Below are 26,023 nucleotides of genomic sequence, written 5' to 3' on the forward strand. Positions count from 1 at the left end.
CCATAAATATTTAGCCAGTATATACTTCATCTTAGAAGAATAAAAATAAAGTTTAATTAATATAATTGGAATATGAAAACTGTGCAGGCTATTATGTATATAGGTAGAAGGAGGTTAAAAAGTAACATGGAATACAGAAATTCCATAAAATTGAGAAATAAAATATATAAGGATTTACTTTTAATATTTATAATGGGTTCATTATATATGGTACTTGAAGGTCTATGGCGTGGATGGACACATATAAGTATGTTAGTGGTAGGAGGAATAAGCGCTTTTCTTATAGGAAGGCTCAATGAACATCCTAGATTCTATGACAGAGAAATGTGGCAGGAGTGTATTATTGGAACTTTTATAGTTCTTTTATTGGAATTTACTTCGGGAGTTATATTGAACATATGGTTAGGTCTTGATGTGTGGAATTATAGTGACGAACCTTTTAATTTATATGGACAAATATGTCTGCCATATGCATTGATCTGGTTTATGCTAATGCCACTTTGTATATATGTAGATGATTATTTGAGATATATATTATTTGGAAAGAAAATACCTGCAGGGTTATTTAAAAATTATAGGGATTTGTTTACGGGTAATTAGGAACTAAGGGGTTAAGAGTCACATTAAGACACCATTACATTACACCTTTGGTTTGTAAGAGGACTTATTGCTGCAATTTCTATGTTGTGTTTAAATATTCTAACATTTAACATCATAGATCCAAAGCTTCAAAAGATTTAACTGCCTTTCTATAAACTACATATGTAAGAAAAGCATAAACTATTGTACCAATCGCTAATATCGTTAACTTATAAATAAGATATTGAGGATCTTTTGTATCCAGATAATTTTCTACAAAAGGTATAGTATGTGTGCAAGCCTCCGCAATTACTATGTAAACAAACACAGCAACACTTGACCATATGAAAGCAGTTCCTACCTTATCAACGTTCTTATAATAAATTTTAAAGAAAATATAATTAAATAAGCCAAACATTACAAGTGAAAGTCCGAACAAAGCAATATTTGCATCCATACCAACTTGATTGCCTGGCAATGGCAAGTTTTGACGGATAATCGCAAAGGGTATTGCTATAATTATCTGTGCTAATTGTAGAAGAATTACAAAAGTAAACCGTGACTTTACAATATCTTTTTTGGCAATAGGAAGTGTTAGAGTATAAAAAACATCATTATTCTCCCTGCCGTTTAAGCAAGTGAAAAATACAGCCAATCCTGTATAAGAGAACACAATGTAATAAGGATAATTGGGTATAATTAGCATCATTGAAAGGATAAGAAAAATAGGTGCTGTCGGATGCATAGAAAGAAATATTTCTTTTCTTAAAAGGTTTTTCATTAGTCTCCCTCCCTTTCAAGATGAATCATAATTGACTCCAAATCTGCATTTATACAATCAATACCTATATGTGGAGTATCGTCTGTTTTGATAAGTGATGAAAAACCGTTTTTACTCTTTTTACAGCCGATTAGCTTTGAACGTAGATTTTTGGTTAATTGATTTTTTGTAAGCTGCAAAACCCTGTAGCTATCAATAAATGATTTAATATCGGAATTGGCAAGAAGTATACCATTTTTGATATAGATAATGTTATCAGCACATTTATCAAGGTCGGAGGTGATGTGAGTTGAAAACAATATTGTAATTCCGTTGTCACAAAGTTCCATAAACACATCCAACAAATCATCCCTTGAAACAGGATCAAGTCCACTTGTAGGTTCATCAAGAATAAGCAACTCTGCGTTATGTGACAATGCAAGGCTTATAGCATATTTGACCTTCATACCTGCTGACAATTGTGCAGGCGTTTTATTTTCATCCAGCTTGAACATATCCATATATTTGAAATAAGCCACATCATCCCATTTATCATAAAATAATTTAGTAATATTGGTAATTGTTTTGATTTCTTTATTTGAATAATAATTAATTCCACCTGAAACGAAGCCAACACGTTGTTTGATTTTATATTCATTGTCAAGAAAATTATTGTTAAAAAATAAAATCTTACCATTGTCGGGATGCACAAAATTGAACAGTGATTTTAATGTTGTGGATTTGCCTGCTCCATTTCTGCCTATAAATCCTGTGATTTTTCCTTTTTCAAGGGAAAAGGATAGGTCCTTTAGCTCAAAAGAAGGATATTTCTTACACAAATTTTTTACTTCAAGTACACTCATTCTTCATCATCCTTTCCTCCTTCAAAAATTGTTTTGGTCAGTTTTGTAAATAGTGATTTTGGGGGAATAGCAATACCTCTTTTCTTGTCAGCAAGAACTATAATAGTATCACCAGGATTGATATCAAAAATATCTCTAGCCTCTTTTGGAATAACAAATTGCCCTTTTTCGCCGATTTTAACTGTCCATGCATACTTGCCATTTGGATGTTTCATGTTTTCCCTTCTTTCGTTATTAATTTTATATGAAAAGTATGATTTGTATGATTATATTATACTCATTATTTCAAAAAAATCAAGATCTTGAGATGATAAAAATATTGGTATAATTTATATTAATTTATATTTAGTTTATAAAATATAAAAAATATGTATTTAAGGATATACAAGGGAATGAATATCCTTGTAATCCTTGTGATAGAAACATTAATGGACAGATACATGTTTTTATTTTGCCATACTTCTGATATAATTGATTAAAGTTAAAGGAGGAGATTTTCATGGAATATGAGGGAATTGTATATAGACCTCCAAGTGAGGCAGGAAGTTTTATAATCCAGATTACAATAGGGTGTGCTCATAATAAATGCAGTTTCTGCAATATGTATAAAAAGAAAAAATTTAGAATAAGAAATACAGAAGATATATATAAGGATTTAAATGAAGCTAGAATTATATATGGACATGTAGATAAAATATTCCTTGCAGATGGCGATGCATTGGTACTTTCAATGAAAAAATTAAGAGAAATACTGGTTAGAATAAATACACTTTTCCCAGAATGTAAGAGGATTTCAGCTTATGCAACTCCAGGAGATATTTTAAGAAAATATCCGGATGAACTCAAAGAGCTTAAAGATTTGGGAATTGGCATGTTATACATGGGAATTGAAAGTGGAAGTGATGAAATATTGAATAAGATACAAAAGGGTGTTACTTCTTCTGAAATAATAGAAGCGGGGATAAAGGTTAAGAATAGTGGAATAAAGCTGTCTACTACATTTATCTCGGGCATAGGTGGAAAGGATAGATGGGAAGAAAATGCCAGAGAATCTGCAAAAGTTATAAATGCTATTCAACCTGATTATGTAGGACTGCTTACCCTTATGATTGAAAAAGGAACACAAATGTATAGAGATATATCTTGCGGAAAGTTCAAACTTCTGAGCCCTGAAGAAGTTATGCTTGAAACTAGGGAGCTTGTAAAGAATATTGATGTTGATAACTGCATTTTCAGAAGTAACCATGCTTCAAATTATGTACCATTGAGGGGAACATTATCGAAGGACAAACAAAAATTAATTGATGTGATTGATGAAGTTTTAAAAGGGCAGCATGGATACAAACCCGAAGAATTTAGGATGTTGTAATTATGATTTCATTCTCTTTTCAATCAATTCTAAAGCTGTAATATCATCAATATATCCAATGGGAAAAACATAGTCGGGTATAATGTCTGTTGAGAGTATAAAATAAAGCAGCCCACTACCGATTATGGCTTGTTTTTCCCTGGAAATATCATCTGTAGAAAATTTATCATACATGTTCTGTAATTTTTCTACAAAGAATCCACTTCCATTTATACTTTCAAGTTTTTTATGAAAATTTTTATATATTATATTCTTACCTTCTGGTGTCAAGGCATACTGTTCATATTTGCTCAACTCTTCTTTTATTTTATTTATGTCGCATTTGTAGTTTAATGAATTCATCACATTTAATATTTTGGATGAATTTTCACTGCCCTTTCCTATATTGTATCCAGCATACTTTAATAAGATTTCCATAGGTATATCGAGACATTTCGAAAATTTTTCTATATGATTTATATTTGCAGATTGTTTCCCGTTTATAATCCTGGAAATAGTTGCAGTATCTATACCTGTTAATTTACTAAATTTTCTCATTGAAATCGATTTATCTTTTAAAAATATTTTCAACATTTTTCCCAATTCAGATTTTTTACATTTTGAATCCATATTTATCACCTCATAAAAATATTATTAATACATTATATGCAGTACATTATCTAATATTTAAATAATTTATTTAATTTCAACACTCAGTTGACGAATAAGAAACAATTTTGAGATTTTCGTATATTATGTATTAGGATCAAATATTAAGCTTAAGAGGTGACAGAAAAGATGAGCGAACTTCAGGAAAACCTAGATATGGTTCATGATACAAAATATAATAAAAATAGATTCTTACTTATTTGTACTGTTATAGGGCCGGGATTTTTGGCAGCTATGGGGGATAATGATGCTGGTGGGCTTATCTCATATTGCATAACAGGAGTGAATTTTGGAATGAGCTTTTTTATACCACTTTCGATTTGTCTGGTTTTGGTTACCTATACGATTCAAGAGATGTCTATGAGGCTTAGTGTAGTAACACAGAAAGGATTTACAAGTCTTATTAGAAAATATTATGGTAATTTTTGGACAAAATATAATGTGACAACTATTTTTATAGAAAATATTTTTATGCTTATTACGGAATTTATAGGAATGTCTGCCGGATTGATTGTACTTGGCATACCCATGTGGATGGGAGTTGCAGTGGGTCTTGCCATAGTATTATCTGTAATAATTTTTGCAGGGTATTGTACAAAAGAGAGATTGTCACTATTCATTGGATTCCTTAATATTATCTTTGTTATTATTGCTTTTATGACACATCCGAATGTAAAAGATATAATTAATGGATTTACAAATTTGAGTTATACCGGAGCAAATGAGAATGTATTTTTGTATATAATTGCTATAGTAGGGAATTCAGTAGCTCCATGGATGATTTTTTTTCAGGGTAATGCATGCATAGATAAAGGTATTGTGAAGGACAATATCAGATTTGGGCATATAGATATTGCTGTAGGATGTATAGTTCAAGTAGTAATTGCTGTCTGTATTATTATTTCTGGGGCGGCACTGTTCGGTAAAGTGAATAATTTAGATAATATGGGACCTGCTGCAGTTATAACTGCATTCAGCAGCAATATAGGTAATCTATCAGGTATTCTATTTGGATTAGGACTTTTCAATGCAGGACTTTTAGCTTCAATTACAATATCTTTATCTACAGCATGGTGTGTATCAGAAGCTTTTAATTGGGATCATAGTTTGAATTTGAAGATATCTGAAGAACCAAAGTTTTATGCAGTGTATATTGGCAGTGTAGTTCTGGCAGCGATTATAGTTCTAATACCAAATCTTCCCTTGAATTATATGGCTGTTTTGACGCAGGTTATGGGAGGATTTCTTATGGCACCTATACTTATTTTTCTTTTGATGCTCACGAACAAAAAAGAGTTGATGGGTAAATACGTAAATGGATTATATGTAAATATAAGAGCACATATAGTTGCTATTATACTTATAACTATGATTATACTTCTAATGTTTAATCTTCTGATGGGTTGTTTTTAAATGTAAATATTGCTACAATAGGTCTATATTTAGTAGAGGAAGTGACTTTATATGGATCCAATAGCTTTTTCAATAAATGGCTTTCAAATAAGATGGTATGGTGTAATAATAGCCATTGGGATCATGGCCGCTTTTATATTGGCTGGTGTAAATTGTAGAAAAAAGAATTATGATTTTGATGCTATTATAGATATGTTTTTAATTGCATTTCCACTTGCAGTAATAGGTGCAAGGGCATATTATGTTATATTCCAATTTCAGGATTATAAGAAAAATATGGTAGATATATTCAATATAAGGCAGGGAGGACTTGCAATACATGGAGGAATTATAGTTGGACTGATTGTTGTATATATATACACCAGGTATAAGAACAAGGATTTTCTAAAAATAGCTGACCTACTTGCTCCTTCCATAGTACTTGCTCAAGCTATAGGAAGGTGGGGAAATTTTTTTAATGGAGAAGCCCATGGCGGGCAGGTGAGTTACGAGTTCATAAGCAAATTCCCCGAATTTATACAAAGAGGAATGCATATAGATGGGTTTTATTATCATCCTACTTTTCTTTATGAATCCATATGGGATTTATTGCTCTGTCTTATACTTGTGTATATATTCAGAAGAAAACATGTAAAGGGCAGTGTAATATTCGGTTATATAGGACTTTACTCTCTGGGAAGATTTTTTATTGAAGGACTTAGAACAGATAGTCTTATGATTGGACCTATTAGAATAGCCCAGCTTGTTAGCATTGCAGGTATAATATGTAGTATTATATTTTTTATAGTAGTCAGATCAAAAAAACGGGAGGGGCTATCGCACTAATTTTTTTAGCGCGACAGCTCAATAATATTTTCTTGCATGAAATAGGTATATATTATTTTTTGTTATTCTATTGATTCTGCTACTCTTATTAATTCATTTAGTTCTATATCTGATGCAACATTATAGTATATTCCATCTTTCCAAAACATAATTTGCTTATAATTGTCGCCTTTTTCATCACCATAAACCCATGCGTCAGTGTCATTAATAGATATTTTCTTAGAGTTAGCTAATAAACCTTTTGGTTTTCCTGTATCTTGAGCTTCTTGTATCCTGATATATTTATTGTCATCTCCTTTATATGTCATCACAGTTAAATCAAATGACCCTAAGCTACTACTTTGTCTCTGACCTTGTACATTTATTTGTTTCATATTTGCATGCTTATATTTAGGTTCCTTAATTTTAACCTTTATGTTTTTATTAATTTCATCTTTAGTTTTAAAATCTGTTAATCGGCTGTTAAAATTCTTTGATGACATAGTTTTGTTTGGAGAGGTTGAATCATTATTATTTTTTGATTCTTTTATATTATTAAATGCAAATACAGATGTTCCTATTAAAATAACGGATATTAATGTGACTACAAGAATTATTTTTTTATATTTTAATTTGTTCATAAAATCTCACTCCTATCCTATAATGGTATATAAGTTCTTATTGTATAATGATTTCCATCAGTTATATAATAACTGATATATAATAATCTCCAGTTGATTCATTATATATACACCAACCATTATAGTAATCTTTTTGAAAATATGCGTAAGCATTTATATTATACTGAGTTCTGTAATTTTGTATAGAACCTGTTTTACCAGTATAATATGTATGGTTTTGAAAGCTTATCCATAGTATTGGGACCAATTATGCCGTCAGACCCCAATCCATAATCACTTTGATATCTGTATATAGCATTATAGGTATTAGTACCATAATATCCATCACTTATATTGAATCCAGGCACTTCTAAGGCCATGCCAGCAGAATTAAGTATTCTTTGAGCAGCATAAACTATGCCTCCTTGAGTTGTATAATTCCATACAATGTAAGAATTATTAGCCCAATTGTCATACATAGATGCGGCTGAAACGGGTGTAGAGTTGACATTAGTTAAAAATAAAATTTTAAAGAAACTTATTAAGAAAAATTTTAATTTTTTCAAAACTATACTCTCTCTTCTATAATATTTTTATACTACCCTCCTTTTTTTGTATTTTAATACTGATATTGTAGAATTTAATTAAGTACATGATATTTATTAAATTAATATGCTTGAGAAATTTTGTTAATTATTTTTAATTATTATAACATAGGTTATATATCAAAGTATGTCGAAAAAGGGATAAAGGAGATAATACCTTAATGTTTTATTCCAATTTATAACTAAAAGGTAGCGTTGGTGACGTAAAGGTAGACATACAAAGAGATAGAAATGCCGAAGGCACTAAATTTCTGTAAATCAGTATGCAAAATTGCATTGTCCGTTAGATATGGTATAGTTGTTGACTCATGGTATAATAACTGAGATAAATTATCAACATATTTTAAATATTCTCCTGAAATCAGAAGAATTATCTATACTACAAATGCATTAGAGGGATTCAACAGACAGCTTAGAAAGTTCACAAAAATAAGAACTGTTTTTCCGACTGATGAATCCCTCTCTATCTATATTCTCTTTTATTATTTGGATTCTGCTAATGTAAGATTTAAAGTTTTTGTCTTGCCGTCACGTGATACTACAATAGAAACAGTGTCACCGGATTTGTGTTTTGCTTTTATCTCATTTATTTCATTTACCGATGTAACTTTTTTCCCGTCAAATTTCTGTATTATGTCATCTACCTGCAAACCGGCCTTTTCGGCAGGACTTGATCTTTCAACTTCTGCTATATAAACACCCTGATCGGAATCTATACATGCAATCCCAATTTTTAATGATGGTTTTAAAAGACCACTCAATTTGGATTTTACGGTATTTATTGGAATAGAAAATCCTATTCCCTCCACGTCACCACCTATTTTGGCGGAGTTCACACCTACTACCTGTCCAAGTGAATTTACGAGGGCTCCACCACTGTTTCCGGGATTTATAGCTGCATCTGTCTGTAAAAAACTCTGAGAAGTATCACCAACACTTATTTCTCTGTTTGTAGCGCTTATGATTCCGCTTGTTACAGATCCCAGAAGTTCCTTGCCAAGAGGATTTCCAATGGCAACTACCGGGTCACCTACCTGCATTTTTGAGGAATCGCCAAGTTCAGCAACAGCCGGCATTGCAACTTTGGTGGTTACTTTTATAACGGCAAGATCCTGATTTGCATTATAGTTTACTACTTTGGCAGGTACTTCCTTTTTATTGCTTAATATTACACTGACAGTTTGAGCTCCCTGCACTACGTGGTAATTGGTAAGTATATATCCATCTGAATTTATAATTATACCAGAGCCCATTCCATCTTCTTCCTGTAAGCCTCCATTATCTGAAAAGCCGAAATAACCGCCCTGGGAGATTGTTTTTACAGATACTCCAACTACAGCTGGACTCACTCTTTTAGCTATTTCAGCTACACTGAGACCACCACTTTTATTTGAATTTGAATTGGTGGATACAGTGGAAACCTGAGTTTGTGGAATTTTAACTGAATTTGCAACACTTTCATACAGCGGGGTATTCTTGAAAAAGGTTGTATTTGGTATTATATACAAAAACGCTGCTACTGATATGGTTCCGCCAATTAAACTTGCTATTAGTGCTACGGCTATATAAGATAATATTTTACCTCCCCTGAATTTAAATCTATGTTTAAAAGATCCTTCTCCATCTTTTTTAAAATTCTCCATGATATAGCTACCTCCTTGTCAAATTTATATTTATATAATACTTTTAATTTGTGACAGCTCTATGTCAAAAATGTTAATTAGGTATTACAATTTTATGTCAATTTATAATGGATTTATATAATAAAAACATGTTGACAATAATTTGTTATTATTATAGGATAGATTGTACGATTGTTTAGGAGGCTAACTAATATGACGTGTAATGAAAAAATAGGTCATCCATATGTACCAGAAGCTTTAATAACTCATTGGATAAGAATGATCTACAGGAATATGACTAATATGCATAATAGTAAATTAAATAAATTATCATTGACAACTTCTCAGGTTTGCGTACTCTCCAGGCTTTGGATGATGGATGGACTTACGCAAAAGGAAATAGCTATGGAGTTGCAAATAAGGCCGGCATCACTTACATCACTTATAAATACACTAGTTTCAAAGGGATGGGCAATAAGAAAAGGGGATGTGGAAGACGCCAGAATAAATAGGATATATTTAACTGATAAGGGAAGTAACCTGAGATTTAAATCTGCAAGTGTAAATGATGAAGTAGAAAAAATTTTAAGCAGAGGGCTTTTAAAGGAGGAAAAACAGCTTCTGTTGGTATGGCTGGAAAGAATATATAAAAATATGGAATGATTTATATACCTCCATTTGATATGTTTAGAAGGCTAAATGTTTTTTAAAAGTATGTGACAGAATTGTTTGTATTGAAATATAGGAGGTGGATTGCTTGGAACGTTCAGAGAAATTGAAAGATAAAAAGATAAGTAAACTGCTGCTGGAATTTTCTATACCGGCTATAATTGGTATGCTTGTAAATTCCATGTATATTGTAATAGACAGGATATTTATAGGAAGAGTAGTAGGTGCCATGGCAATATCTGGAGTGAGTTTGACTTTCCCTATAGTAATACTCATAATGGCTTTTGCGATGCTTGTTGGAATTGGTGCGGCAGCTAGAATTTCCATAAAGCTAGGTGAGAATAGAAAAGATGAGGCAGAGCTCATATTGGGAAATGCCCTGATACTGCTTGTTATAGTATCTGCGATTGTTACCTTGTTTGGTCTTGTATTTGTGGATTCAATGTTGAAATCCTTTGGAGCAAGTGTAGATACTATAGATTATGCAAGACAATTTATTGTCATATTGCTTGCAGGGTCAGTATTTCAAATCATAGGGTTTGGGCTTAATAATATAATACGCTCAGAGGGAGATCCCAAGAAAGCTATGAGCACAATGCTTATAGGAGCAATATGCAATATAATACTTGATTTCATATTTATATATGTATTCAAGTTTGGAATAAAAGGGGCAGCTGTTGCCACAATAATTTCCCAGATGATTAATATGATATGGGTTTTGTATTATTTTTTCAAGGGAGACAGTATGCTCAGAATAAGAAAAAAGAATTTAGTATTGAAAAAAGATGTAATAATGAGTATATTTACTATAGGCATGGCACCATTTGCCATGCAGCTGGCAGCTAGCGTGGTAAACATCATATTTAATAGGAGCCTTGGTATATATGGCGGAGATTTGGCCATAGGGGCTATGGGAATAATAAATGGTATAGTTACTGTTGTCCTTATGCCGATATTTGGTATAAACCAGGGGTCACAGCCTATAATTGGATTCAACTATGGAGCAAAACAGTATATGCGTGTAAAAGAGACATTGAAACTTGCGGTTATAGCAGCTAGTGCCATAGCAATAGCAGGAACTTTGTCTGCACATATTTTCCCTCATGCACTTGTAAATCTTTTTAATAAATCAGATGTAAGCTTGACCAACATATCTGTAAATGGGATAAAAATATTCATGCTTATGTTCCCGTTAGTAGGATTCCAAATAGTAAGCTCAAATTTTTTCCAGGCAATAGGAAAAGCGAAAATATCTATGTTTCTGGCACTTTCCAGGCAGATTATATTACTGATACCTATGTTGCTTATATTACCTAGAATATTTGGACTCAATGGTGTTTGGATGGCAGCGCCGGTATCTGATACCGGATCCTCTATACTTACAGCAGTATTCCTAATGCTTGAGGTTAAAAAGTTTAATTCTCCAAAAAATGAGGCATCTGGAAATGTTGGAATGCAATTATAATTAAGGTGATAATAAATGTTTTTAAGAAAAAGTGTATTTTTTATAGGATATATTTTGGTAAACTTGTATATAGGCTTTAGATTTTCATATGTAATTCAATATTTTTTGCCACAGTTTAGATTGTATTTTTACTGGATTGTATTTATATTTGTTATATCTTCCTTTTTTATAGGAAGATATAACAAATATTTATTACCAACTTTTTTAGATAAAGTAGTTTATGTTATTGGAGCCTATTGGTTGGGGGCACTTGTATATGCAATTATTTCATCAGTTATAATGGGAATTTTAAGGATTTTTCTATTTTTTACTCCATACTATGCGACTTTAAATAGACATATTGCATACATTGATCTTTATATAGCCTTAGCAATAGTGTTAATACTGATTTATGGAACTTATAATGCAAGACACACCAAGCTGGTAAGATACGATATGGATGTTGACAAAACTGCAGGTGGTATGAAAAAATTAAATATAATCATGGTATCTGATATTCATATGGGAAGGCTTATTGTAAAAAGCAGGCTTATTAAGATGGTAGATAAAGTCAACAAACTGAAACCGGATATCCTAATACTTGGAGGGGATATAATAGATGATGATATTGATATAGATAAAGCTTATGATATTTTACAACCCCTTAAGGATGTGGAAAGTAAGTATGGTATATATGCTGTTTATGGGAATCATGAATATATAGGATCGAATACAAAACAACTTAGAGAAATTTATAAAAGGTTAGGTGTAAATTTGCTTGTAGATGATATAGTGCTTGTAGATGATAAATTTTATATAGCTGGAAGAGATGACCGGTATAGTGAAATATTCAATCAAAGAAAAAGAAAAAGAGTAGAGGAATTTCTTGAGGGTGTGAATTTTGAAAAATTGATAATATTTGTTGATCACCAGCCTATAGATCTGGACAGTGTGAAAAAAAATAATGTAGATGTTCAATTTTCAGGTCATACACACAAGGGCCAGATATATCCGAACAATTTAATAACGAAAAAGGTATTTAAATTGGATAATGGGTACTTGAAAGAAGGCAAATTTAATTGTATAGTGTCTTCAGGATTTGGGACATGGGGGCCTCCAATAAGGCTTGGAAGCAAATCGGAAATTGTTCAGGCTGTAATTAAATTTCAATAGAATGATCTATGGAGAAAGAACAATTATGGATAGATACAAAGTGGGACAGAATTATGAAAATTCAATGAATGCCAGCTGGCGTAAAAAGAATGGGGCATTTTATACTCCATATAATATTGTAGATTTTTTGCTTAAAAATACAATGAAAGATATTGATGTACTTGAAAATCCATTTGTAAAAGTGCTTGATCCCGCCTGTGGATGTGGTTTTTTTCTTATAGGAGCCTATAAATTACTTTTTGTAAAGTTTAAAAAAAATCTTGAAGCATTGAGAAAAAAATTTGGAAAAGAAATATATGAAATTGATGGATTTGAAGAAAAGATGAGTCTATCTGGTTATGAGTATTGGAGCGAAAATAATTTAAGTTACCATTTACTTAAAAATTGTATATTTGGATCAGATATTGATCCAGTTGCTGTTGAAATGACAAAAAATAATTTATATTCCTTTTCACGAAATAAATTTAATCTGGATTTGAATGTAGTGTGCTGTAATAGTCTTATAAAATGGAATGAAGACTATGATTTTTGTGCTGAAAGACGGGATTTGAATGTTATAGTTGACTTTTGGAGTAAAAAATATGATTATGTTGTAGGAAATCCGCCTTGGGTATCACTTAGTAGAAAATTCAAAAATACAATAGATAATAAACTGGAAAAATATTATCTTGACAAGTATGATGGAAACAGATATCTTCCAAATCTTTATGAGTATTTTATAAAAAGGTCTTTTGAATTACTAGATAAAAATGGGAAAGTCGGGGTTGTAATTCCGGATAGATTTGCAAGTAATATACAGTATAAGAATTTTAGAAAATATATACTTGAAAGATATAATGTTATTCATCTTGCATTTGAGATAGAATTTCCTGGAATAAATACGGATGTTATGATTTTTATAGCTGAAAATAATTATGACATGAACAATAAAATTATAGTAGATGGGAAAGATAAAATAAGGTATACTGTAAATCAAATTGACTATAAAGAAGATCCAAATACTGAATTCTGCTATAGCCTGGATAATAGGTACAGACGTATAAAGGATATTGTTGAGGCAGAAAGCTGTAAATTAAGAGATATATGTACTACTTTTACAGGTTTTATCGGGAATAAAAATATAATTACAGGAATTAGACGCAGCAAGGCCCAGATAGAAATATTAAAAGGCAGGAATATAAGTAGCTACAGTATATCAGGTAATTACTATTATAATTTTATAGATAAAAATATAAAAGGTGGAACTAAAAATATTGAAAAACTCAAATATAAAAATAAAATAGTATTGAGGAAAACTGGTAAGGATATAATAGCTGCTATAGATAATAGAGGATATGTCATAGAGCAATCACTATATGGTATTATATCGAAGAATAAACAATTTTCAGTTGAGTATATTTTAGGTATATTAAATTCGAAGTTAATGCAATGGTATTATAGAAATTTTCTGGTTACAAATTATAAATCAATGCCTCAGATAAAAAAATACAGTCTGGATAGAATTCCAATAAAAATATGCAGCAATAATATAAAATACAATATTGAAAAACTGGTTTTCAGTATGATTAACTGTACTGACGATGTGAGAAGAAATTTATTGCAGGAGAAAGTGGACTTTAACATATTTGAATTGTATGGATTAGGTCAAGATGATAGAGATTTAATATTGAAATTGTTGAAAAAATAGATTTACACATATAATATTCGACATGTAGCGAATTATAACATTATAGTATTTAATATAGTGTGTATAGATTAGAATAATAAGGCTGATTTTAGTAAAAACATATTGACTTGTGCATAATAGGATGATATCATAAATGTAAAATTTATATTTATGATATCATCTGTATAATCTTGATAATATGGTTCAAGAGTTTCTACCAGGGAGCCAAAAATCTCTGACTATAGGTGAATCCGTTAGGTATTTTTAACATAAGCTTGGTTGTTACAACAACTTAAGCTTTAAAATTTTTAATTTTTTGTGTTGGAGGTAGGAAATATGGAACGACCTAAGGGTTCAAATGAACAACAGAAATCTTTTTTAGAATCATTTTTTAAGCTTTCGGAAAACAATACTACAGCTAGAACAGAGATTCTAGCGGGAATAACTACTTTTATAACTATGGCCTATATAATCTTTGTAAATCCTAGTATACTAATGCAGGCAGGAATGAATGCAAAGGGCCTTATGGGGGATGCTGCTGTTAAGGCAGGACTTTCTGCAATCAATGATCCCATAGTTGCTTCAGTATTTGCCGCAACTTGTATAGCGGCAGCTGTTGGAACTTTTGTTATGGCACTTTATGCGAATCTTCCTTTTGCCCAGGCACCAGGAATGGGATTGAATGCATTTTTTACTTATAGTGTTTGTTTGGGAATGGGATACAAATGGCAGCAGGCTTTGGCAGCAGTTCTTGTTTCAGGAATCATATTTATAATAATTACTGTTACTTCCATAAGGGAAAAGATTGTAGATGCACTTCCACACAATCTAAAACTGGCCATATCAGGTGGTATTGGGCTTTTTATAGCACTTATAGGCCTTAAAAATGCAGGTATAGTAATATCGGATCCAGCTACACTTGTTGCGTTTGGAAAATTGACTACACCTCATGTACTTGTTGCAATTATAGGCATTTTAATTACAGCAATACTCATGTCTAGAAGAGTCAAGGGATCAATACTCATTGGAATAATATTAACTACTATAATTGGAATACCTTTTGGAGTAACGCATCTATCAGGCATACAAATTATAAGCAGGCCACCTTCACTTGCACCTACATTTATGTCTTTTGATTTTCGGGGACTTTTAGATATAGGAAAAGCAGGGGCAGTTGGTGCAATTACAAGTTTGATTATGGTAATTATAACATTTACACTTGTGGATTTATTTGATACCATAGGGACATTGGTTGGAACAGCTGAAAGAGCAGGTATGGTTGACAAAAATGGAAGAGTTAAAAATATGCACAAGGCTCTTTTGTCGGATGCACTTGCAACTACGATAGGCTCAATACTCGGTACAAGTACTGTTAATACATATGTTGAATCAACATCAGGTGTGACAGCAGGTGGAAGAACAGGTCTCACTTCGGTTACTGTAGGAATACTGTTTATACTTTCATTATTTTTTAGTGGATTAGTTGGAATTGTTCCAACTGAAGCTACGGCACCTGCACTTATAATTGTTGGAGTACTAATGATGAGTGCAGTTACTAAAATAAATTTTGATGATTTTACAGAAGCACTTCCTGCTTTCTTTGCCATAGCATTTATGCCATTTAGTTACAGCATAGCAAATGGTATTGCAGCGGCTATAATATTTTATCCAATAGTAAAAGTAGCTACAGGGAAATATAAAGAAGTACATCCTATAGTATATGTACTTGCAGCACTTTTCATATTTAGATTTGCAATGCTTTCATAATATCAATGACCGGTTAAAATAACTGATTTTTAACTGGTCATTTTATTTTTGAATGTGTTATTATATTAGCAGTAGTTTAAAAGTTAGGTGGTTTTTATATGAAAAGGTCTTTAAAGGGTGTATTGTGTTTTTCTACTATAGCATTTGTAGCCGTCTTGATTACCGGATTTGAAATTGTATTTTTTGGAGAAAACTCTAAGCCGGAAAAGTCGGATTGCATAATTGTCCTTGGATGCAAGGTTTATGGTAGTACTCCAAGTCCATTTTTAGCGGCAAGAATTGATGAAGGCTTGAGATTGTATAATAGTGGTTATGGAAATTATATTATAGTTTCTGGAGGCAAAGGAATTGGAGAAAATATATCAGAAGCACAGGCCATGAAAAATTATTTAATCTTCAAGGGGGTCAATTCTTCGAGAATAATAATGGAGGATGAGTCTGCATCAACTATGTCTAATTTAATAAATTCCAGTAAAATAATGAGAAGAGAAGGATTTAAAACGGCAGTTATAGTATCCAATAAATTTCATCTGAAAAGAGCTTCCCTGATGGCAAAAAAACAGAATATTCATTGTAGCTATTCTGGAGTTTTTGTATCAAAATACAAAGGCCATGAGATTAAAGGTTATATAAGGGAAATACCTGCCCTTTGGAAATATTACCTCATTCAGGCGAATATTTTAAGCATTTGTGAAATTGCAAGATCAGCCATTATCTTATGACCCAGTGAAGAAGGGTGAATTCCATCTATAAATAATTTTTCGGGAGGTGTACGCTTTAGTTCTCTGGAAAACAATGCGAAAAAATCTATATATTTAATTTTATTTTCTTGACAGTATTCTATCAACCAATTTTTATATTTTATCTGAAGATTGCCTATTTGAGTATAATCTGAGTCATCGCTCCAATGAATACTTGCCATTGATCCTATCACAGGAGGTTCTATACCTACAAGTGGTATTATGTTATATTTAATAGTTTCTTCTACTAATTCAGAAAAATTGTCTTCTATCATTTTCAAAGGATGAAGACACATTATATCATTGCAGCCGCCCATTATGAAAGTAAAGTCTGGATGTAAGCTTATTACGTCTTTAAAGGATCTGGATAGCATGCCGGCAGTGGTATCCCCATTTACACCTCTATTTATTATTTCTATTTTAAAATAATTTCCAAGCTTGGATACCCATGAATTCTCTTTAAAAACTCCGTATCCAGTAGTTAAACTATCACCTATGCATACTAGTTTCATTATGTAAGCTTCCTCCTTTTAAATATTCGTATCATGTCGAACATTATTCAATATATTTGCATTAATATATTGAATAATGTAATTTCCTATGTTAATATAATTATATCATAAATATTTAAGTATCCATATAATCCTAATAATGTGGTTTAGGAGTTTCTACAGGAAGCCGTAAATTTCCCGTCTATGGATAAATTCATTTAAAGTTTGCACAAAATCAAACTTTAAATTTGTTTGTCAACTTGAAGGCTTTCTATAGATTCATAATATGGATTTATTTGGGCCTTTTTATACTTTTAAAATAAATTTCATTTATAAAATTTAAGGAGGACGAACATGAAAGTAGTGATTATATTTGGCAGCAGTTCAGATACGGAAAAGATGAGAGGGGCTGCCAGGGCTTTAAAGGAATTTGATATTCAATATGAAGCTTATGTGTTGTCTGCACATAGGGTTCCTGAAAAACTTCTAGAAACAGTTAAAAAGCTTGAAAACGAAGGTTGTGAATGTATTATTTCAGGTGCTGGACTTGCGGCACATCTTCCAGGTGTTATTGCAGCCAGTACGACTGTCCCTGTTATAGGAGTTCCACTTAATGCAGCTATCTCCGGACTCGATTCTCTTTTTTCGATAGTTCAGATGCCAAAATCCATACCGGTAGCTACAGTTGGAATAAATAACAGTTATAATGCGGGAATGCTTGCAGTAGAAATTTTGGCACTTAAATATCCCGAAATTAAAAAGAAGTTGATTGAATACAGGAAAAACATGAAAGAAAAATTTATCAAAGAAAATGGAGAAGGAGTGGAATTATAATAATATGGAGAAGAAAAGCATGATATATGAAGGAAAAGCAAAGAAAGTATATGAAACAGATGATAAAGATAGAGTTATAATCTATTATAAGGATGATGCTACAGCCTTTAACGGAGAAAAGAAAGGACAGATATCTGATAAAGGTGTATTAAACAATACGATTACCTCAATGCTGTTTGAACTGCTTGAAAAACATGGAATTGAAACCCATTTTGAAAAAAAATTAAGCGACAGGGAACAACTGTGCAAAAGAGTTAGTATAATTCCGCTTGAAGTAATAGTAAGAAATGTAGCTGCAGGAAGCATGGCAAAGAGATTGGGAGTAGAGGAAGGTACTGCTCTCAAAACCACTGTATTTGAACTTAGCTACAAGAATGACGAATTGGGAGATCCCCTCATCAATGACTATCATGCAATTGCACTTGGATTTGCAACAGAAGATGAGTTAAACGCAATATATAAGATGACAGCTAAAATTAATGATGTATTGAAAGAATTCTTTATAAAACAGGGAATAAAATTAATAGATTTCAAATTGGAATTTGGAAAGTTTAATGGAAAGATAGTATTAGCAGATGAGATATCTCCTGATACCTGCAGATTTTGGGATGCAAAAACCAATGAGAAATTAGATAAGGACAGATTTAGAAGAGATATGGGTAATGTAAAAGAAGCCTATGAGGAAATACTCAGCAGAATAAGTGGAAAATAATTATTATGGAAAGGAAAGAATCTAATGCACATTTCAGATGATAAGTTTAAAGAAGAATGTGGAGTATTTGGCATATTCTGTACAGAAGATGATGTTGATGTAGCTTCTATAACCTATTATGGATTGTATGCACTGCAGCACAGGGGCCAAGAGAGTGCAGGTATAGCTGTATCCGATGGATATAAGTTGAATTGTTATAAGGGAATGGGACTGGTTGCAGATGTATTTAATAAGAATATATTGGGAAAACTGAAGGGAAAAAGTGCTATTGGTCATGTGAGATATTCTACTGCAGGGTCCAGTAATCTGGAAAATGCACAGCCGTTGGTTAAAAAGTATAATTCAGGTAGTATAGCCATAGCTCACAATGGAAATTTGGTGAATGCAAAGTTGATGAAGGATGAGCTCTCAAAATATGGGTGCTGTTTTGAAAGTGAAGCTGATACGGAAGTTATATTAAATCTCATTGTAGATAGTAAAGAGTCAAATATTAAAGATGCCATTTCCAAATCATTGAAAAATGTTAAAGGTTCTTATGCACTTGTCATTTTAACTGAAGATAAGCTGATTGGTATAAGAGATCCAAATGGTATAAGACCACTTTGTATTGGTAAAATGGGTGGCAATTATATATTATGCTCTGAGAGTTGTGCATTAGATGCTGTGGGAGCAGAATTTGTAAGAGATGTGCTCCCCGGTGAAATTGTAATCATAGATAGGAAAGGTATAGAATCTGGTAGATTTACGAACAGGATAGAATGCAAGACCTGCGCTTTTGAATATGTATATTTTGCGAGACCGGACAGCACGATAGATGGTATAAATGTATATTCTTCAAGAGTAAAAGCTGGAAAGATACTTTACAGTGAAAGTCCTGTAGATGCAGATGTTGTAATTGGAGTCCCCGATTCCGGCATACCTGCTGCAGTTGGATTTGCAGAGGCATCTGGAATACCATATGGAATAGGTTTTATAAAAAACAAGTATATAGCAAGAACTTTTATAGCTCCTTCGAAAGAGCTTAGGGAAAGAGCAGTTTCAGTTAAATTAAATCCTCTTAAAATGAACGTAGAGGGTAAAAGAGTAGTTATTGTTGATGACTCAATTGTAAGAGGAACCACAAGCAAAAGACTTGTTGAGATACTTAGAAGGGCGGGCGCAAGAGAGGTCCATTTCAGGGTATCTTCGCCTGTAGTCCAGTATCCATGCTATTTTGGGATTGATACTCCTTACAGAAAAGAACTTATTGGAGCCAATTTTTCTGTAGAGGAAATAAATAAAAAGATAGGATCGGATAGTCTGGCTTATATAAGTATTTCGGGAATGATAGAATCATTTGGCAAGAATAAGAAAAAGGATTATTGTCTTGGATGTTTTAATGGAGAATATCCAATGCCTACTCCGGATAAAGAATATAAAACTCTGGTATAATTAAGATAAAATCAAAATATTTCAAGGGGTGGTACAATAGTGATAACCTATAAGGATTCCGGTGTTAATATTAAAGAGGGATATAAATCTGTAAAATTGATAAAAAAATACTCGGCTGCTACTTTTATCCCTGGGGTTTTAAATGGATTGGGAAGTTTCGCAGGAATGTTTGAGCTCGGAAAATATGAAAATCCTGTGCTTGTTTCTGGAACGGATGGAGTTGGAACAAAATTAAAAATAGCATTTCACAAGAAAAAATATGATACAGTTGGAATAGATTGTGTGGCAATGTGTGTAAATGATATATTATGTCATGGTGCAAAACCGATATTTTTTCTTGACTATATAGCCTGTGGAAAATTGAATTCGGAAATTTCTGCTGATCTAGTAAAAGGTGTTTCAGATGGATGTATTCAGGCAGGATGTGCATTGATCGGTGGTGAAACGGCAGAAATGCCGGGCTTCTATTCTGAAGGGGAATATGATATAGCAGGATTTTCTGTTGGTGTTGTGGAAAAAGAGGATATAATAGACGGAAGTTCTGTGAAGGATGGGGATGTACTCATAGGAATAGCTTCTAGTGGAGTTCATAGTAACGGCTACTCACTGGTTAGAAAACTTATAACGGATTTGGACGCTAATTTCCTGGATAGAACTTTTGCGGATGAATTACTTGTTCCTACAAGGATATATGTAAAACCTGTATTTGAGCTTCTAAAAAATTTTCACATCAAGGCGATGGCTCATATAACAGGAGGGGGCTTTTTTGAAAATATACCAAGAATGTTCAAGGATAATTTTACTGCGGTTGTAGACAGAAAGAGCTTTGAGGTCCCGGAGATATTTAAATATATAATGAGGCTTGGAGTACCTGAAGAGGAAATGTATAATACATATAACATGGGTATTGGTTTTGTATTATGTATTGCTCCCCAGGATACAAACAGAATAATTGACAAACTTTCAGAAATGGGAGAGAAAGCTTATATAATTGGAAATGTAGAAAGAGGAGATAAAAAAGTATGTTTAAAATAGCTGTTTTGGTATCAGGTGGTGGAACAGATCTTCAGTCCATAATAGATGCAGTGAACAGCGGCTATATTTCAGATTGTTCTATAGAGGCTGTAATAAGTGATAGAGATGGTATTTATGCCATCTCTAGAGCTAAGAAGAACAATATAAAAACGTATATCTTTGACAAAAAAGTATACAGAAATGATGTTTCATCATGTATATTGAAGGTGCTGGATGGAAAGGTTGATTTGATAGTATGTGCGGGATGGCTTTCCATACTTAAGGGTGAATTGATTTCAAAGTTTGAAAACAGGATTATAAATATTCACCCATCACTTATACCGTCTTTTTGTGGGCATGGTATGTATGGAATCAAGGTTCATGAAAAGGTAGTTAAATACGGTGTAAAGGTTTCTGGATGTACTGTGCATTTTGTAGATACTGGTACGGACAGTGGACCTATAATAACCCAGGTTGTAGTTCCGGTGCATTTTGATGATACGGCAGAAACTCTTCAGTCAAGAATACTGGAAGAAGAACACAGGGTGCTTCCTGAGGTTGTAAAGCTTATTTCTCTTGGAAAAGTTAAAATTTCAGGAAGAAAAGTTAAAATTTTGGACTAAATTCATTAAGTTCAAAATGAATTGTGGAGGTTATGTATATTATGATAAAACGTGCATTGATAAGTGTATATAATAAAAGTGGGCTTTTAGAATTGGCACAGTTTTTAATAAGTAAAGATGTGGAAATAATATCTACAGGTGGTACTTATAAATACATGAAAGACAATGACATTCCTGCTACAGAAATATCTAAAATTACAGGATTTGATGAAATACTTGACGGCAGGGTAAAAACACTGCACCCTGTAATCCATGCAGGAATACTTGCAAGACGTGATAGCAGGAAACATATGGATACATTGAAGGAGAAAAATATAACTCCAATAGATATGGTTGTAGTCAATTTATATCCTTTTTTTGATAAGGTTGACAGTAACATAAGTTTTGAAGAGAAAATTGAATTTATAGATATAGGTGGTCCAACTATGATAAGGGCAGCAGCAAAGAATTTTAAGGATGTAGTTGTGCTTACAGATGTGGAAGACTACTCTAAAGTCATAAAGGATTTAAAAGAAAAGAATGATATAGATTTTAATGATAGAAGGAAATTGGCAGGAAAAGTATTTAATCTTATGTCAGCCTATGATGCTTCTATTTCAAATTTTCTTTTGGATGAAGAATATCCTGAATATCTGTCTCTTTCCTATAAAAAGTCATCAATTCTAAGATATGGTGAAAATCCTCACCAGAGTGCAGCTTATTATGTATCAACTTCCGGGAAAGCTCCCATGAAAAATTTCCAACAGTTAAATGGAAAAGAACTATCGTATAATAATATAAAAGATATGGATATTGCATGGAAAGCAGTAAATGAATTTGAGCAAACATGTTGTGTAGCTGTAAAACACAACAGCCCCTGTGGTGCGGCTATAGGAAGGTCACTGTGTGAAGCTTATACTAAAACTTATAGTTGTGATTCTACTTCAATATTTGGAGGAATCGTGGCTGTAAACAGGAAAATGGATATAGAAACGGCAAAGGAGATAAGCAAGATATTTCTTGAAATAGTCATTGCTCCGGATTTTGAGGATGAAGCAGTTGAGATACTTAAAAACAAGAAAAATTTGAGAATAATAAAATGTAATGCCAAACCTACCAATGGGCTTGAAATTGCAAAAGTTGATGGAGGAGTACTTCTTCAGTCTTCAGATAATAAACTTACTGATAAAATGGAAGTAGTTACAGAGAAAAGACCTAGTGAAAATGAGATAGACAATCTGATCTTTGCCATGAAAATTTGTAAATATGTAAAATCAAATGCCATTGTAGTAGCAAAAGATTTTATGGCAAAAGGAATTGGTGGAGGACAGGTTAATAGAATATGGCCTACCTGTCAGGCTTTAGATAGGGCTGGTGACGGTGTTGTTCTGGCATCTGATGCGTTTTTCCCATTTGGAGATGTAGTAAAAGAAGCTGCAAAACATGGAATAAAATCTATAATACAACCTGGGGGTTCTATAAGAGATAAGGATTCCATAGAAGAATGTAATAAAAATGGTATATCTATGATATTTACTGGTGTAAGACACTTCAAACATTAGAGTATATAGGAGGGAAGCTCTGTGAAAATACTTGTAATTGGATCAGGCGGAAGAGAACATGCCATAGCATGGAAGTCAGCACAAAATGAGAGTGTGGATACTATATTTTGTGCTCCGGGAAACGGAGGTACAGATCTAGAGGATAAATGTGTGAATTTGAACATTAAAGATGACGATATAAACGGGTTGTGTAATTTTGCTATAGAAAAAAATATAGATTTGACTATTGTTGGCCCTGAAGTCCCACTAGTTGCCGGAATAGTAAATAAATTTAGAAGTAATGGACTTGCAATATTTGGACCTGATGCAGAAGCTGCAAAGCTTGAGGGAAGCAAGACCTATGCCAAGAATTTTATGAAAAAATACGGAGTAAAAACTGCAGAGTATGAAAGTTTTGAAAATGCTGATAGTGCCGTTGAATATATAAAAAGATGCAGATATCCTGTAGTTGTAAAAGCTGACGGACTGGCTGCAGGTAAAGGTGTTGCCATATGTGAGAATTATGATGAAGCTTATAAAAGTATAGAGGATTTCATGGTAAATGACATATTTAAAGGTTCTGGCAAAAAGATTATTATAGAAGAATTTCTTGAAGGTGTAGAGGCATCTATACTTTCTATAACTGATGGAAATTGTATAACTCCCTTTATATCTGCTAAGGATCATAAACAGATATATGACAGTGGGAAGGGACCAAATACCGGGGGAATGGGTGCAATTGCTCCGAATCCTTACTGTAGTGAGGAAATACTTAAAGATTTCAAGAAGAATATAATGGATCCAACTTTAAAAGGTATAAAAAGCGAAAATCTGGATTACAAGGGAATAATATTTTTTGGAATTATGATAACTAAAAATGGAACATATCTTCTAGAATACAATGTTAGAATGGGAGACCCTGAAACCCAAGCAGTTCTTCCACTTATGAAAAGCGACCTTGTAGAACTTATACAGTCTTCATTAGAAGGTAATTTATCTGATTTTAATTTAGAATGGAATAGTGGGAGTTGCTGCTGTGTAGTTGCTGTATCAAACGGATATCCTTTAAAATATCAGGTCGGTTTTGAGATAAAAGGTATGGAATCGGTGAAAAATATATTTGCTTCTGGAGTTAAGAAAGATGAAGGAATATTCAAGACAAATGGTGGAAGAGTTCTATGTACCTATGGACTTGGTAAAAGTCTTGAGTCTGCAGTTAAGACAGCCTATGATAGTCTGAAAAATATAGAATTTAAAGGGAAATATTTTAGAAGCGATATAGGAGAATAGTTATTTTAGGTAAAACACTTTGGAAATATATTTCTAAAGTGTTTTTTATGTGCGCCCAGCATGGGCGCAATCTAATGGGTGAAAGTCCCAAGCACGGGTTGATAGTGCCAAGTGCATAGCTTAAGACAAGGGTGTCCATGGTGACGTGGAATCTGAAGGAAGTCGGTAGCAAAACTCTGGTCTGACGGACAGAAACTACATATAAGGCATATGTCTGTGGGTAAGTTTGCATAACAAAATGAAGCCCTAAACTATCCAAAAACAGGCGGTGTAAATGTAGCAGATAGATAGAGTGAAAGATTGCGTTCTTACCTGGGGAGATCTGACAGATAAGTTACAGATATGAATTTAGAAATAACAACCCATACAGTAATGTGTGGCTGAACTGTCAGAAGTCAGCAGATGTCATAGTACCACGTAAAACGCGTTAGCGTGGGAAGGACTGAACAATAGGAGGTTTTGAAACTTTGAAAAACACAGAGAAATGTGATAACAGCAGACAACTTCATAATGAAGGTTACCTACAAAAGGATAGAGTGGAACTCAAAGAATATGTAGGAGCGCCGAGCATTTCATTGACGTTAAAAAAGCAACAGAACGCCAAAAGTAGATACAATAATGAATTGCTTGAGAGAATTGTTGACAGAAATAACTTAAATCAAGCATTTAAGAGAGTTAGAGCCAATAAAGGCAGCCATGGAATTGATGGTATGAATGTAGATGAACTTCTACAATACCTAAAGGAAACGGGTGCCAGCCTTCGGCAATCATTATTAGAAGGTAGTTATAAGCCTAATCCAGTAAGACGAGTGGAAATTCCAAAGTCTGATGGAAAGAAACGACCACTAGGTATACCAACGGCTGTAGACCGAGTAATACAACAAGCTATTGCTCAAATATTAAGTCCAATATTTGAAAAGAAATTTTCAGATAAAAGTTATGGATTTAGACCAAATAGAAGTGCTCATCAAGCAATTCTAAAATGTAAAGAATACATGGACAATGGCTATAGATGGGCAGTAGATATTGATTTAGAGAAATACTTTGATACTGTAAATCATGATAAATTAATTGGATTGATTTATGAAGAAATAAAAGATATTAGGGTAATATCTTTAATAAGAAAATATCTACAAGCAGGTGTAATGGAAAAAGGTATTTTTAGCATTACAAAAAGAGGCGTTCCACAAGGTGGAAATCTCTCACCATTGCTAAGCAATGTCATGTTAAATGAACTGGATAAAGAATTAGAAAAGCGAGGACTACATTTCTGTAGGTACGCTGACGACTGTGCGCCACGAAGGCGCTTCCAGGAAACCCAAAGGGTTACCTGAAGATAGCTATGCTATACAAATGATGGTGGTAG

26 protein-coding genes, 1 pseudogene and 2 riboswitches are annotated in these 26,023 nt (G+C 32.8%); of the genes and pseudogenes, 19 read left to right on the top strand and 8 right to left on the bottom strand.

Going from position 1 to position 26,023, the window contains the following annotated elements:
• The first annotated feature begins 126 nt into the window (after positions 1 to 126).
• Positions 127 to 600, top strand: coding sequence for a putative ABC transporter permease (locus tag ACSVC9_RS02265; RefSeq protein WP_446898768.1), 474 nt, complete (start codon positions 127 to 129; stop codon positions 598 to 600).
• 112 nt (positions 601 to 712) lie between these two features.
• On the opposite strand, the gene ACSVC9_RS02270 is transcribed toward ACSVC9_RS02265, so the two are convergent.
• Genes ACSVC9_RS02270 through ACSVC9_RS02280 form a run of 3 tightly spaced genes read right to left on the bottom strand, consistent with a single transcriptional unit; the run spans position 713 to position 2,417 of the window.
• Positions 713 to 1,360: an ABC-2 transporter permease gene (locus ACSVC9_RS02270; protein ID WP_446898769.1), complete on the bottom strand. Its 648-nt coding sequence runs from the start codon at positions 1,358 to 1,360 to the stop codon at positions 713 to 715.
• Complete coding sequence (locus tag ACSVC9_RS02275; RefSeq protein ID WP_446898770.1) at positions 1,360 to 2,202, bottom strand: ABC transporter ATP-binding protein; 843 nt, start codon at positions 2,200 to 2,202, stop codon at positions 1,360 to 1,362. Before ACSVC9_RS02275 ends, ACSVC9_RS02270 begins: the two co-directional genes overlap by 1 nt.
• Complete coding sequence (locus ACSVC9_RS02280) at positions 2,199 to 2,417, bottom strand: AbrB/MazE/SpoVT family DNA-binding domain-containing protein (protein ID WP_446898771.1); 219 nt, start codon at positions 2,415 to 2,417, stop codon at positions 2,199 to 2,201. The genes ACSVC9_RS02275 and ACSVC9_RS02280 overlap by 4 nt, the downstream gene beginning before the upstream one ends.
• Positions 2,418 to 2,701: 284 nt before the next feature.
• Between ACSVC9_RS02280 and ACSVC9_RS02285 the strand changes: the two genes are divergently transcribed.
• Complete coding sequence (locus tag ACSVC9_RS02285; protein ID WP_446898772.1) at positions 2,702 to 3,571, top strand: radical SAM protein; 870 nt, start codon at positions 2,702 to 2,704, stop codon at positions 3,569 to 3,571.
• Here the strand turns inward: ACSVC9_RS02285 and ACSVC9_RS02290 are convergent, their stop codons facing one another.
• Positions 3,572 to 4,180: a DUF1232 domain-containing protein gene (locus ACSVC9_RS02290; RefSeq protein WP_446898773.1), complete on the bottom strand. Its 609-nt coding sequence runs from the start codon at positions 4,178 to 4,180 to the stop codon at positions 3,572 to 3,574.
• Between the two features lie 168 nt (positions 4,181 to 4,348).
• Here ACSVC9_RS02290 and ACSVC9_RS02295 point away from each other — a divergent pair, with 168 nt between their 5' ends.
• Together ACSVC9_RS02295 and lgt are read left to right on the top strand one after the other, a co-directional pair.
• On the top strand, positions 4,349 to 5,632 hold the full coding sequence (locus ACSVC9_RS02295; protein WP_446898774.1) for an NRAMP family divalent metal transporter: 1,284 nt from the start codon (positions 4,349 to 4,351) through the stop codon (positions 5,630 to 5,632).
• A gap of 51 nt (positions 5,633 to 5,683) precedes the next feature.
• Positions 5,684 to 6,457, top strand: coding sequence for a prolipoprotein diacylglyceryl transferase (gene lgt / locus ACSVC9_RS02300; protein ID WP_446898775.1), 774 nt, complete (start codon positions 5,684 to 5,686; stop codon positions 6,455 to 6,457).
• 62 nt (positions 6,458 to 6,519) lie between these two features.
• Here the strand turns inward: lgt and ACSVC9_RS02305 are convergent, their stop codons facing one another.
• Both ACSVC9_RS02305 and ACSVC9_RS02310 read right to left on the bottom strand, forming a co-directional pair.
• On the bottom strand, positions 6,520 to 7,077 hold the full coding sequence (locus tag ACSVC9_RS02305) for a DUF4367 domain-containing protein (RefSeq protein ID WP_446898776.1): 558 nt from the start codon (positions 7,075 to 7,077) through the stop codon (positions 6,520 to 6,522).
• Positions 7,078 to 7,271: 194 nt separating this feature from the next.
• Positions 7,272 to 7,622, bottom strand: coding sequence for a peptidoglycan-binding domain-containing protein (locus tag ACSVC9_RS02310; RefSeq protein ID WP_446898777.1), 351 nt, complete (start codon positions 7,620 to 7,622; stop codon positions 7,272 to 7,274).
• A gap of 324 nt (positions 7,623 to 7,946) precedes the next feature.
• Here ACSVC9_RS02310 and ACSVC9_RS02315 point away from each other — a divergent pair.
• Positions 7,947 to 8,135, top strand: a pseudogene (locus ACSVC9_RS02315) (transposase); the annotation flags it as partial.
• 8 nt (positions 8,136 to 8,143) lie between these two features.
• Here ACSVC9_RS02315 and ACSVC9_RS02320 read toward each other — a convergent pair.
• Positions 8,144 to 9,304 carry a S1C family serine protease gene (locus tag ACSVC9_RS02320; protein WP_446898778.1) on the bottom strand — a complete coding sequence of 387 codons (1,161 nt, stop codon included), beginning with the start codon at positions 9,302 to 9,304 and terminating at the stop codon, positions 8,144 to 8,146.
• Between the two features lie 192 nt (positions 9,305 to 9,496).
• Between ACSVC9_RS02320 and ACSVC9_RS02325 the strand changes: the two genes are divergently transcribed.
• From ACSVC9_RS02325 to ACSVC9_RS02350, 6 genes are all read left to right on the top strand, one after another.
• Positions 9,497 to 9,946 (top strand): MarR family winged helix-turn-helix transcriptional regulator, encoded by a 450-nt coding sequence (locus ACSVC9_RS02325; protein ID WP_446898779.1) that lies wholly within the window; start codon positions 9,497 to 9,499, stop codon positions 9,944 to 9,946.
• 94 nt (positions 9,947 to 10,040) lie between these two features.
• Positions 10,041 to 11,417 (top strand): MATE family efflux transporter, encoded by a 1,377-nt coding sequence (locus ACSVC9_RS02330; protein WP_446898780.1) that lies wholly within the window; start codon positions 10,041 to 10,043, stop codon positions 11,415 to 11,417.
• A 15-nt stretch (positions 11,418 to 11,432) separates the two neighbouring features.
• Positions 11,433 to 12,569 (top strand): metallophosphoesterase, encoded by a 1,137-nt coding sequence (locus tag ACSVC9_RS02335; protein WP_446898781.1) that lies wholly within the window; start codon positions 11,433 to 11,435, stop codon positions 12,567 to 12,569.
• A gap of 25 nt (positions 12,570 to 12,594) precedes the next feature.
• The gene (locus tag ACSVC9_RS02340; RefSeq protein ID WP_446898782.1) at positions 12,595 to 14,256 is read left to right on the top strand and encodes a TaqI-like C-terminal specificity domain-containing protein; all 1,662 of its coding nucleotides are present in this window, start codon (positions 12,595 to 12,597) and stop codon (positions 14,254 to 14,256) included.
• 140 nt (positions 14,257 to 14,396) lie between these two features.
• Positions 14,397 to 14,497, top strand: a riboswitch (purine riboswitch).
• A gap of 74 nt (positions 14,498 to 14,571) precedes the next feature.
• A complete protein-coding gene (locus tag ACSVC9_RS02345; protein WP_446898783.1) occupies positions 14,572 to 16,002 on the top strand; it encodes an NCS2 family permease in 1,431 nt (476 codons plus the stop codon).
• A gap of 98 nt (positions 16,003 to 16,100) precedes the next feature.
• Positions 16,101 to 16,724 carry a YdcF family protein gene (locus tag ACSVC9_RS02350; protein WP_446898784.1) on the top strand — a complete coding sequence of 208 codons (624 nt, stop codon included), beginning with the start codon at positions 16,101 to 16,103 and terminating at the stop codon, positions 16,722 to 16,724.
• Here ACSVC9_RS02350 and ACSVC9_RS02355 read toward each other — a convergent pair.
• Positions 16,670 to 17,254, bottom strand: coding sequence for a GDSL-type esterase/lipase family protein (locus tag ACSVC9_RS02355; protein WP_446898785.1), 585 nt, complete (start codon positions 17,252 to 17,254; stop codon positions 16,670 to 16,672). The genes ACSVC9_RS02350 and ACSVC9_RS02355 overlap by 55 nt on opposite strands.
• Positions 17,255 to 17,357: 103 nt before the next feature.
• Positions 17,358 to 17,458, top strand: a riboswitch (purine riboswitch).
• Between the two features lie 129 nt (positions 17,459 to 17,587).
• Between ACSVC9_RS02355 and purE the strand changes: the two genes are divergently transcribed.
• The 8 genes from purE to ltrA all read left to right on the top strand — a co-directional run bounded on the left by purE (position 17,588) and on the right by ltrA (position 25,991).
• Complete coding sequence (gene purE, locus ACSVC9_RS02360) at positions 17,588 to 18,067, top strand: 5-(carboxyamino)imidazole ribonucleotide mutase (RefSeq protein WP_446898786.1); 480 nt, start codon at positions 17,588 to 17,590, stop codon at positions 18,065 to 18,067.
• A gap of 4 nt (positions 18,068 to 18,071) precedes the next feature.
• On the top strand, positions 18,072 to 18,779 hold the full coding sequence (purC, locus tag ACSVC9_RS02365) for a phosphoribosylaminoimidazolesuccinocarboxamide synthase (protein WP_446898787.1): 708 nt from the start codon (positions 18,072 to 18,074) through the stop codon (positions 18,777 to 18,779).
• A 24-nt stretch (positions 18,780 to 18,803) separates the two neighbouring features.
• The gene (purF, locus tag ACSVC9_RS02370) at positions 18,804 to 20,210 is read left to right on the top strand and encodes an amidophosphoribosyltransferase (protein ID WP_446898788.1); all 1,407 of its coding nucleotides are present in this window, start codon (positions 18,804 to 18,806) and stop codon (positions 20,208 to 20,210) included.
• A gap of 39 nt (positions 20,211 to 20,249) precedes the next feature.
• Positions 20,250 to 21,245 carry a phosphoribosylformylglycinamidine cyclo-ligase gene (gene purM / locus ACSVC9_RS02375; protein WP_446898789.1) on the top strand — a complete coding sequence of 332 codons (996 nt, stop codon included), beginning with the start codon at positions 20,250 to 20,252 and terminating at the stop codon, positions 21,243 to 21,245.
• On the top strand, positions 21,233 to 21,847 hold the full coding sequence (gene purN, locus ACSVC9_RS02380; RefSeq protein WP_446898790.1) for a phosphoribosylglycinamide formyltransferase: 615 nt from the start codon (positions 21,233 to 21,235) through the stop codon (positions 21,845 to 21,847). The genes purM and purN overlap by 13 nt, the downstream gene beginning before the upstream one ends.
• Before the next feature lie 41 nt (positions 21,848 to 21,888).
• A complete protein-coding gene (gene purH / locus ACSVC9_RS02385; RefSeq protein WP_446898791.1) occupies positions 21,889 to 23,388 on the top strand; it encodes a bifunctional phosphoribosylaminoimidazolecarboxamide formyltransferase/IMP cyclohydrolase in 1,500 nt (499 codons plus the stop codon).
• A gap of 21 nt (positions 23,389 to 23,409) precedes the next feature.
• Positions 23,410 to 24,657, top strand: a complete 1,248-nt coding sequence (gene purD / locus ACSVC9_RS02390; RefSeq protein ID WP_446898792.1) for a phosphoribosylamine--glycine ligase — start codon at positions 23,410 to 23,412, stop codon at positions 24,655 to 24,657.
• Positions 24,658 to 25,124: 467 nt separating this feature from the next.
• The gene (gene ltrA, locus ACSVC9_RS02395; protein WP_446898793.1) at positions 25,125 to 25,991 is read left to right on the top strand and encodes a group II intron reverse transcriptase/maturase; all 867 of its coding nucleotides are present in this window, start codon (positions 25,125 to 25,127) and stop codon (positions 25,989 to 25,991) included.
• Positions 25,992 to 26,023 lie beyond the last annotated feature (32 nt).

It is taken from the genome of Clostridium sp. LBM24168 (genome assembly GCF_052953915.1).

Bases quoted from the DNA above. Each gene is read 5' to 3' on its own strand.
- ACSVC9_RS02305 (WP_446898776.1), bottom strand. From the start codon at position 7,077: ATGAACAAATTAAAATATAAAAAAATAATTCTTGTAGTCACATTAATA.
- ACSVC9_RS02270 (WP_446898769.1), bottom strand. From the start codon at position 1,360: ATGAAAAACCTTTTAAGAAAAGAAATATTTCTTTCTATGCATCCGACA.
- ACSVC9_RS02325 (WP_446898779.1), top strand. From the start codon at position 9,497: ATGACGTGTAATGAAAAAATAGGTCATCCATATGTACCAGAAGCTTTA.
- ACSVC9_RS02295 (WP_446898774.1), top strand. From the start codon at position 4,349: ATGAGCGAACTTCAGGAAAACCTAGATATGGTTCATGATACAAAATAT.
- ACSVC9_RS02345 (WP_446898783.1), top strand. From the start codon at position 14,572: ATGGAACGACCTAAGGGTTCAAATGAACAACAGAAATCTTTTTTAGAA.
- ACSVC9_RS02280 (WP_446898771.1), bottom strand. From the start codon at position 2,417: ATGAAACATCCAAATGGCAAGTATGCATGGACAGTTAAAATCGGCGAA.
- ACSVC9_RS02350 (WP_446898784.1), top strand. From the start codon at position 16,101: ATGAAAAGGTCTTTAAAGGGTGTATTGTGTTTTTCTACTATAGCATTT.
- ACSVC9_RS02320 (WP_446898778.1), bottom strand. From the start codon at position 9,304: ATGGAGAATTTTAAAAAAGATGGAGAAGGATCTTTTAAACATAGATTT.
- ACSVC9_RS02355 (WP_446898785.1), bottom strand. From the start codon at position 17,254: ATGAAACTAGTATGCATAGGTGATAGTTTAACTACTGGATACGGAGTT.
- ACSVC9_RS02265 (WP_446898768.1), top strand. From the start codon at position 127: ATGGAATACAGAAATTCCATAAAATTGAGAAATAAAATATATAAGGAT.
- purC (WP_446898787.1), top strand. From the start codon at position 18,072: ATGGAGAAGAAAAGCATGATATATGAAGGAAAAGCAAAGAAAGTATAT.
- purE (WP_446898786.1), top strand. From the start codon at position 17,588: ATGAAAGTAGTGATTATATTTGGCAGCAGTTCAGATACGGAAAAGATG.
- ACSVC9_RS02275 (WP_446898770.1), bottom strand. From the start codon at position 2,202: ATGAGTGTACTTGAAGTAAAAAATTTGTGTAAGAAATATCCTTCTTTT.
- ACSVC9_RS02340 (WP_446898782.1), top strand. From the start codon at position 12,595: ATGGATAGATACAAAGTGGGACAGAATTATGAAAATTCAATGAATGCC.
- purF (WP_446898788.1), top strand. From the start codon at position 18,804: ATGCACATTTCAGATGATAAGTTTAAAGAAGAATGTGGAGTATTTGGC.
- purH (WP_446898791.1), top strand. From the start codon at position 21,889: ATGATAAAACGTGCATTGATAAGTGTATATAATAAAAGTGGGCTTTTA.
- lgt (WP_446898775.1), top strand. From the start codon at position 5,684: ATGGATCCAATAGCTTTTTCAATAAATGGCTTTCAAATAAGATGGTAT.
- ACSVC9_RS02335 (WP_446898781.1), top strand. From the start codon at position 11,433: ATGTTTTTAAGAAAAAGTGTATTTTTTATAGGATATATTTTGGTAAAC.
- ACSVC9_RS02290 (WP_446898773.1), bottom strand. From the start codon at position 4,180: ATGGATTCAAAATGTAAAAAATCTGAATTGGGAAAAATGTTGAAAATA.
- purN (WP_446898790.1), top strand. From the start codon at position 21,233: ATGTTTAAAATAGCTGTTTTGGTATCAGGTGGTGGAACAGATCTTCAG.
- ACSVC9_RS02285 (WP_446898772.1), top strand. From the start codon at position 2,702: ATGGAATATGAGGGAATTGTATATAGACCTCCAAGTGAGGCAGGAAGT.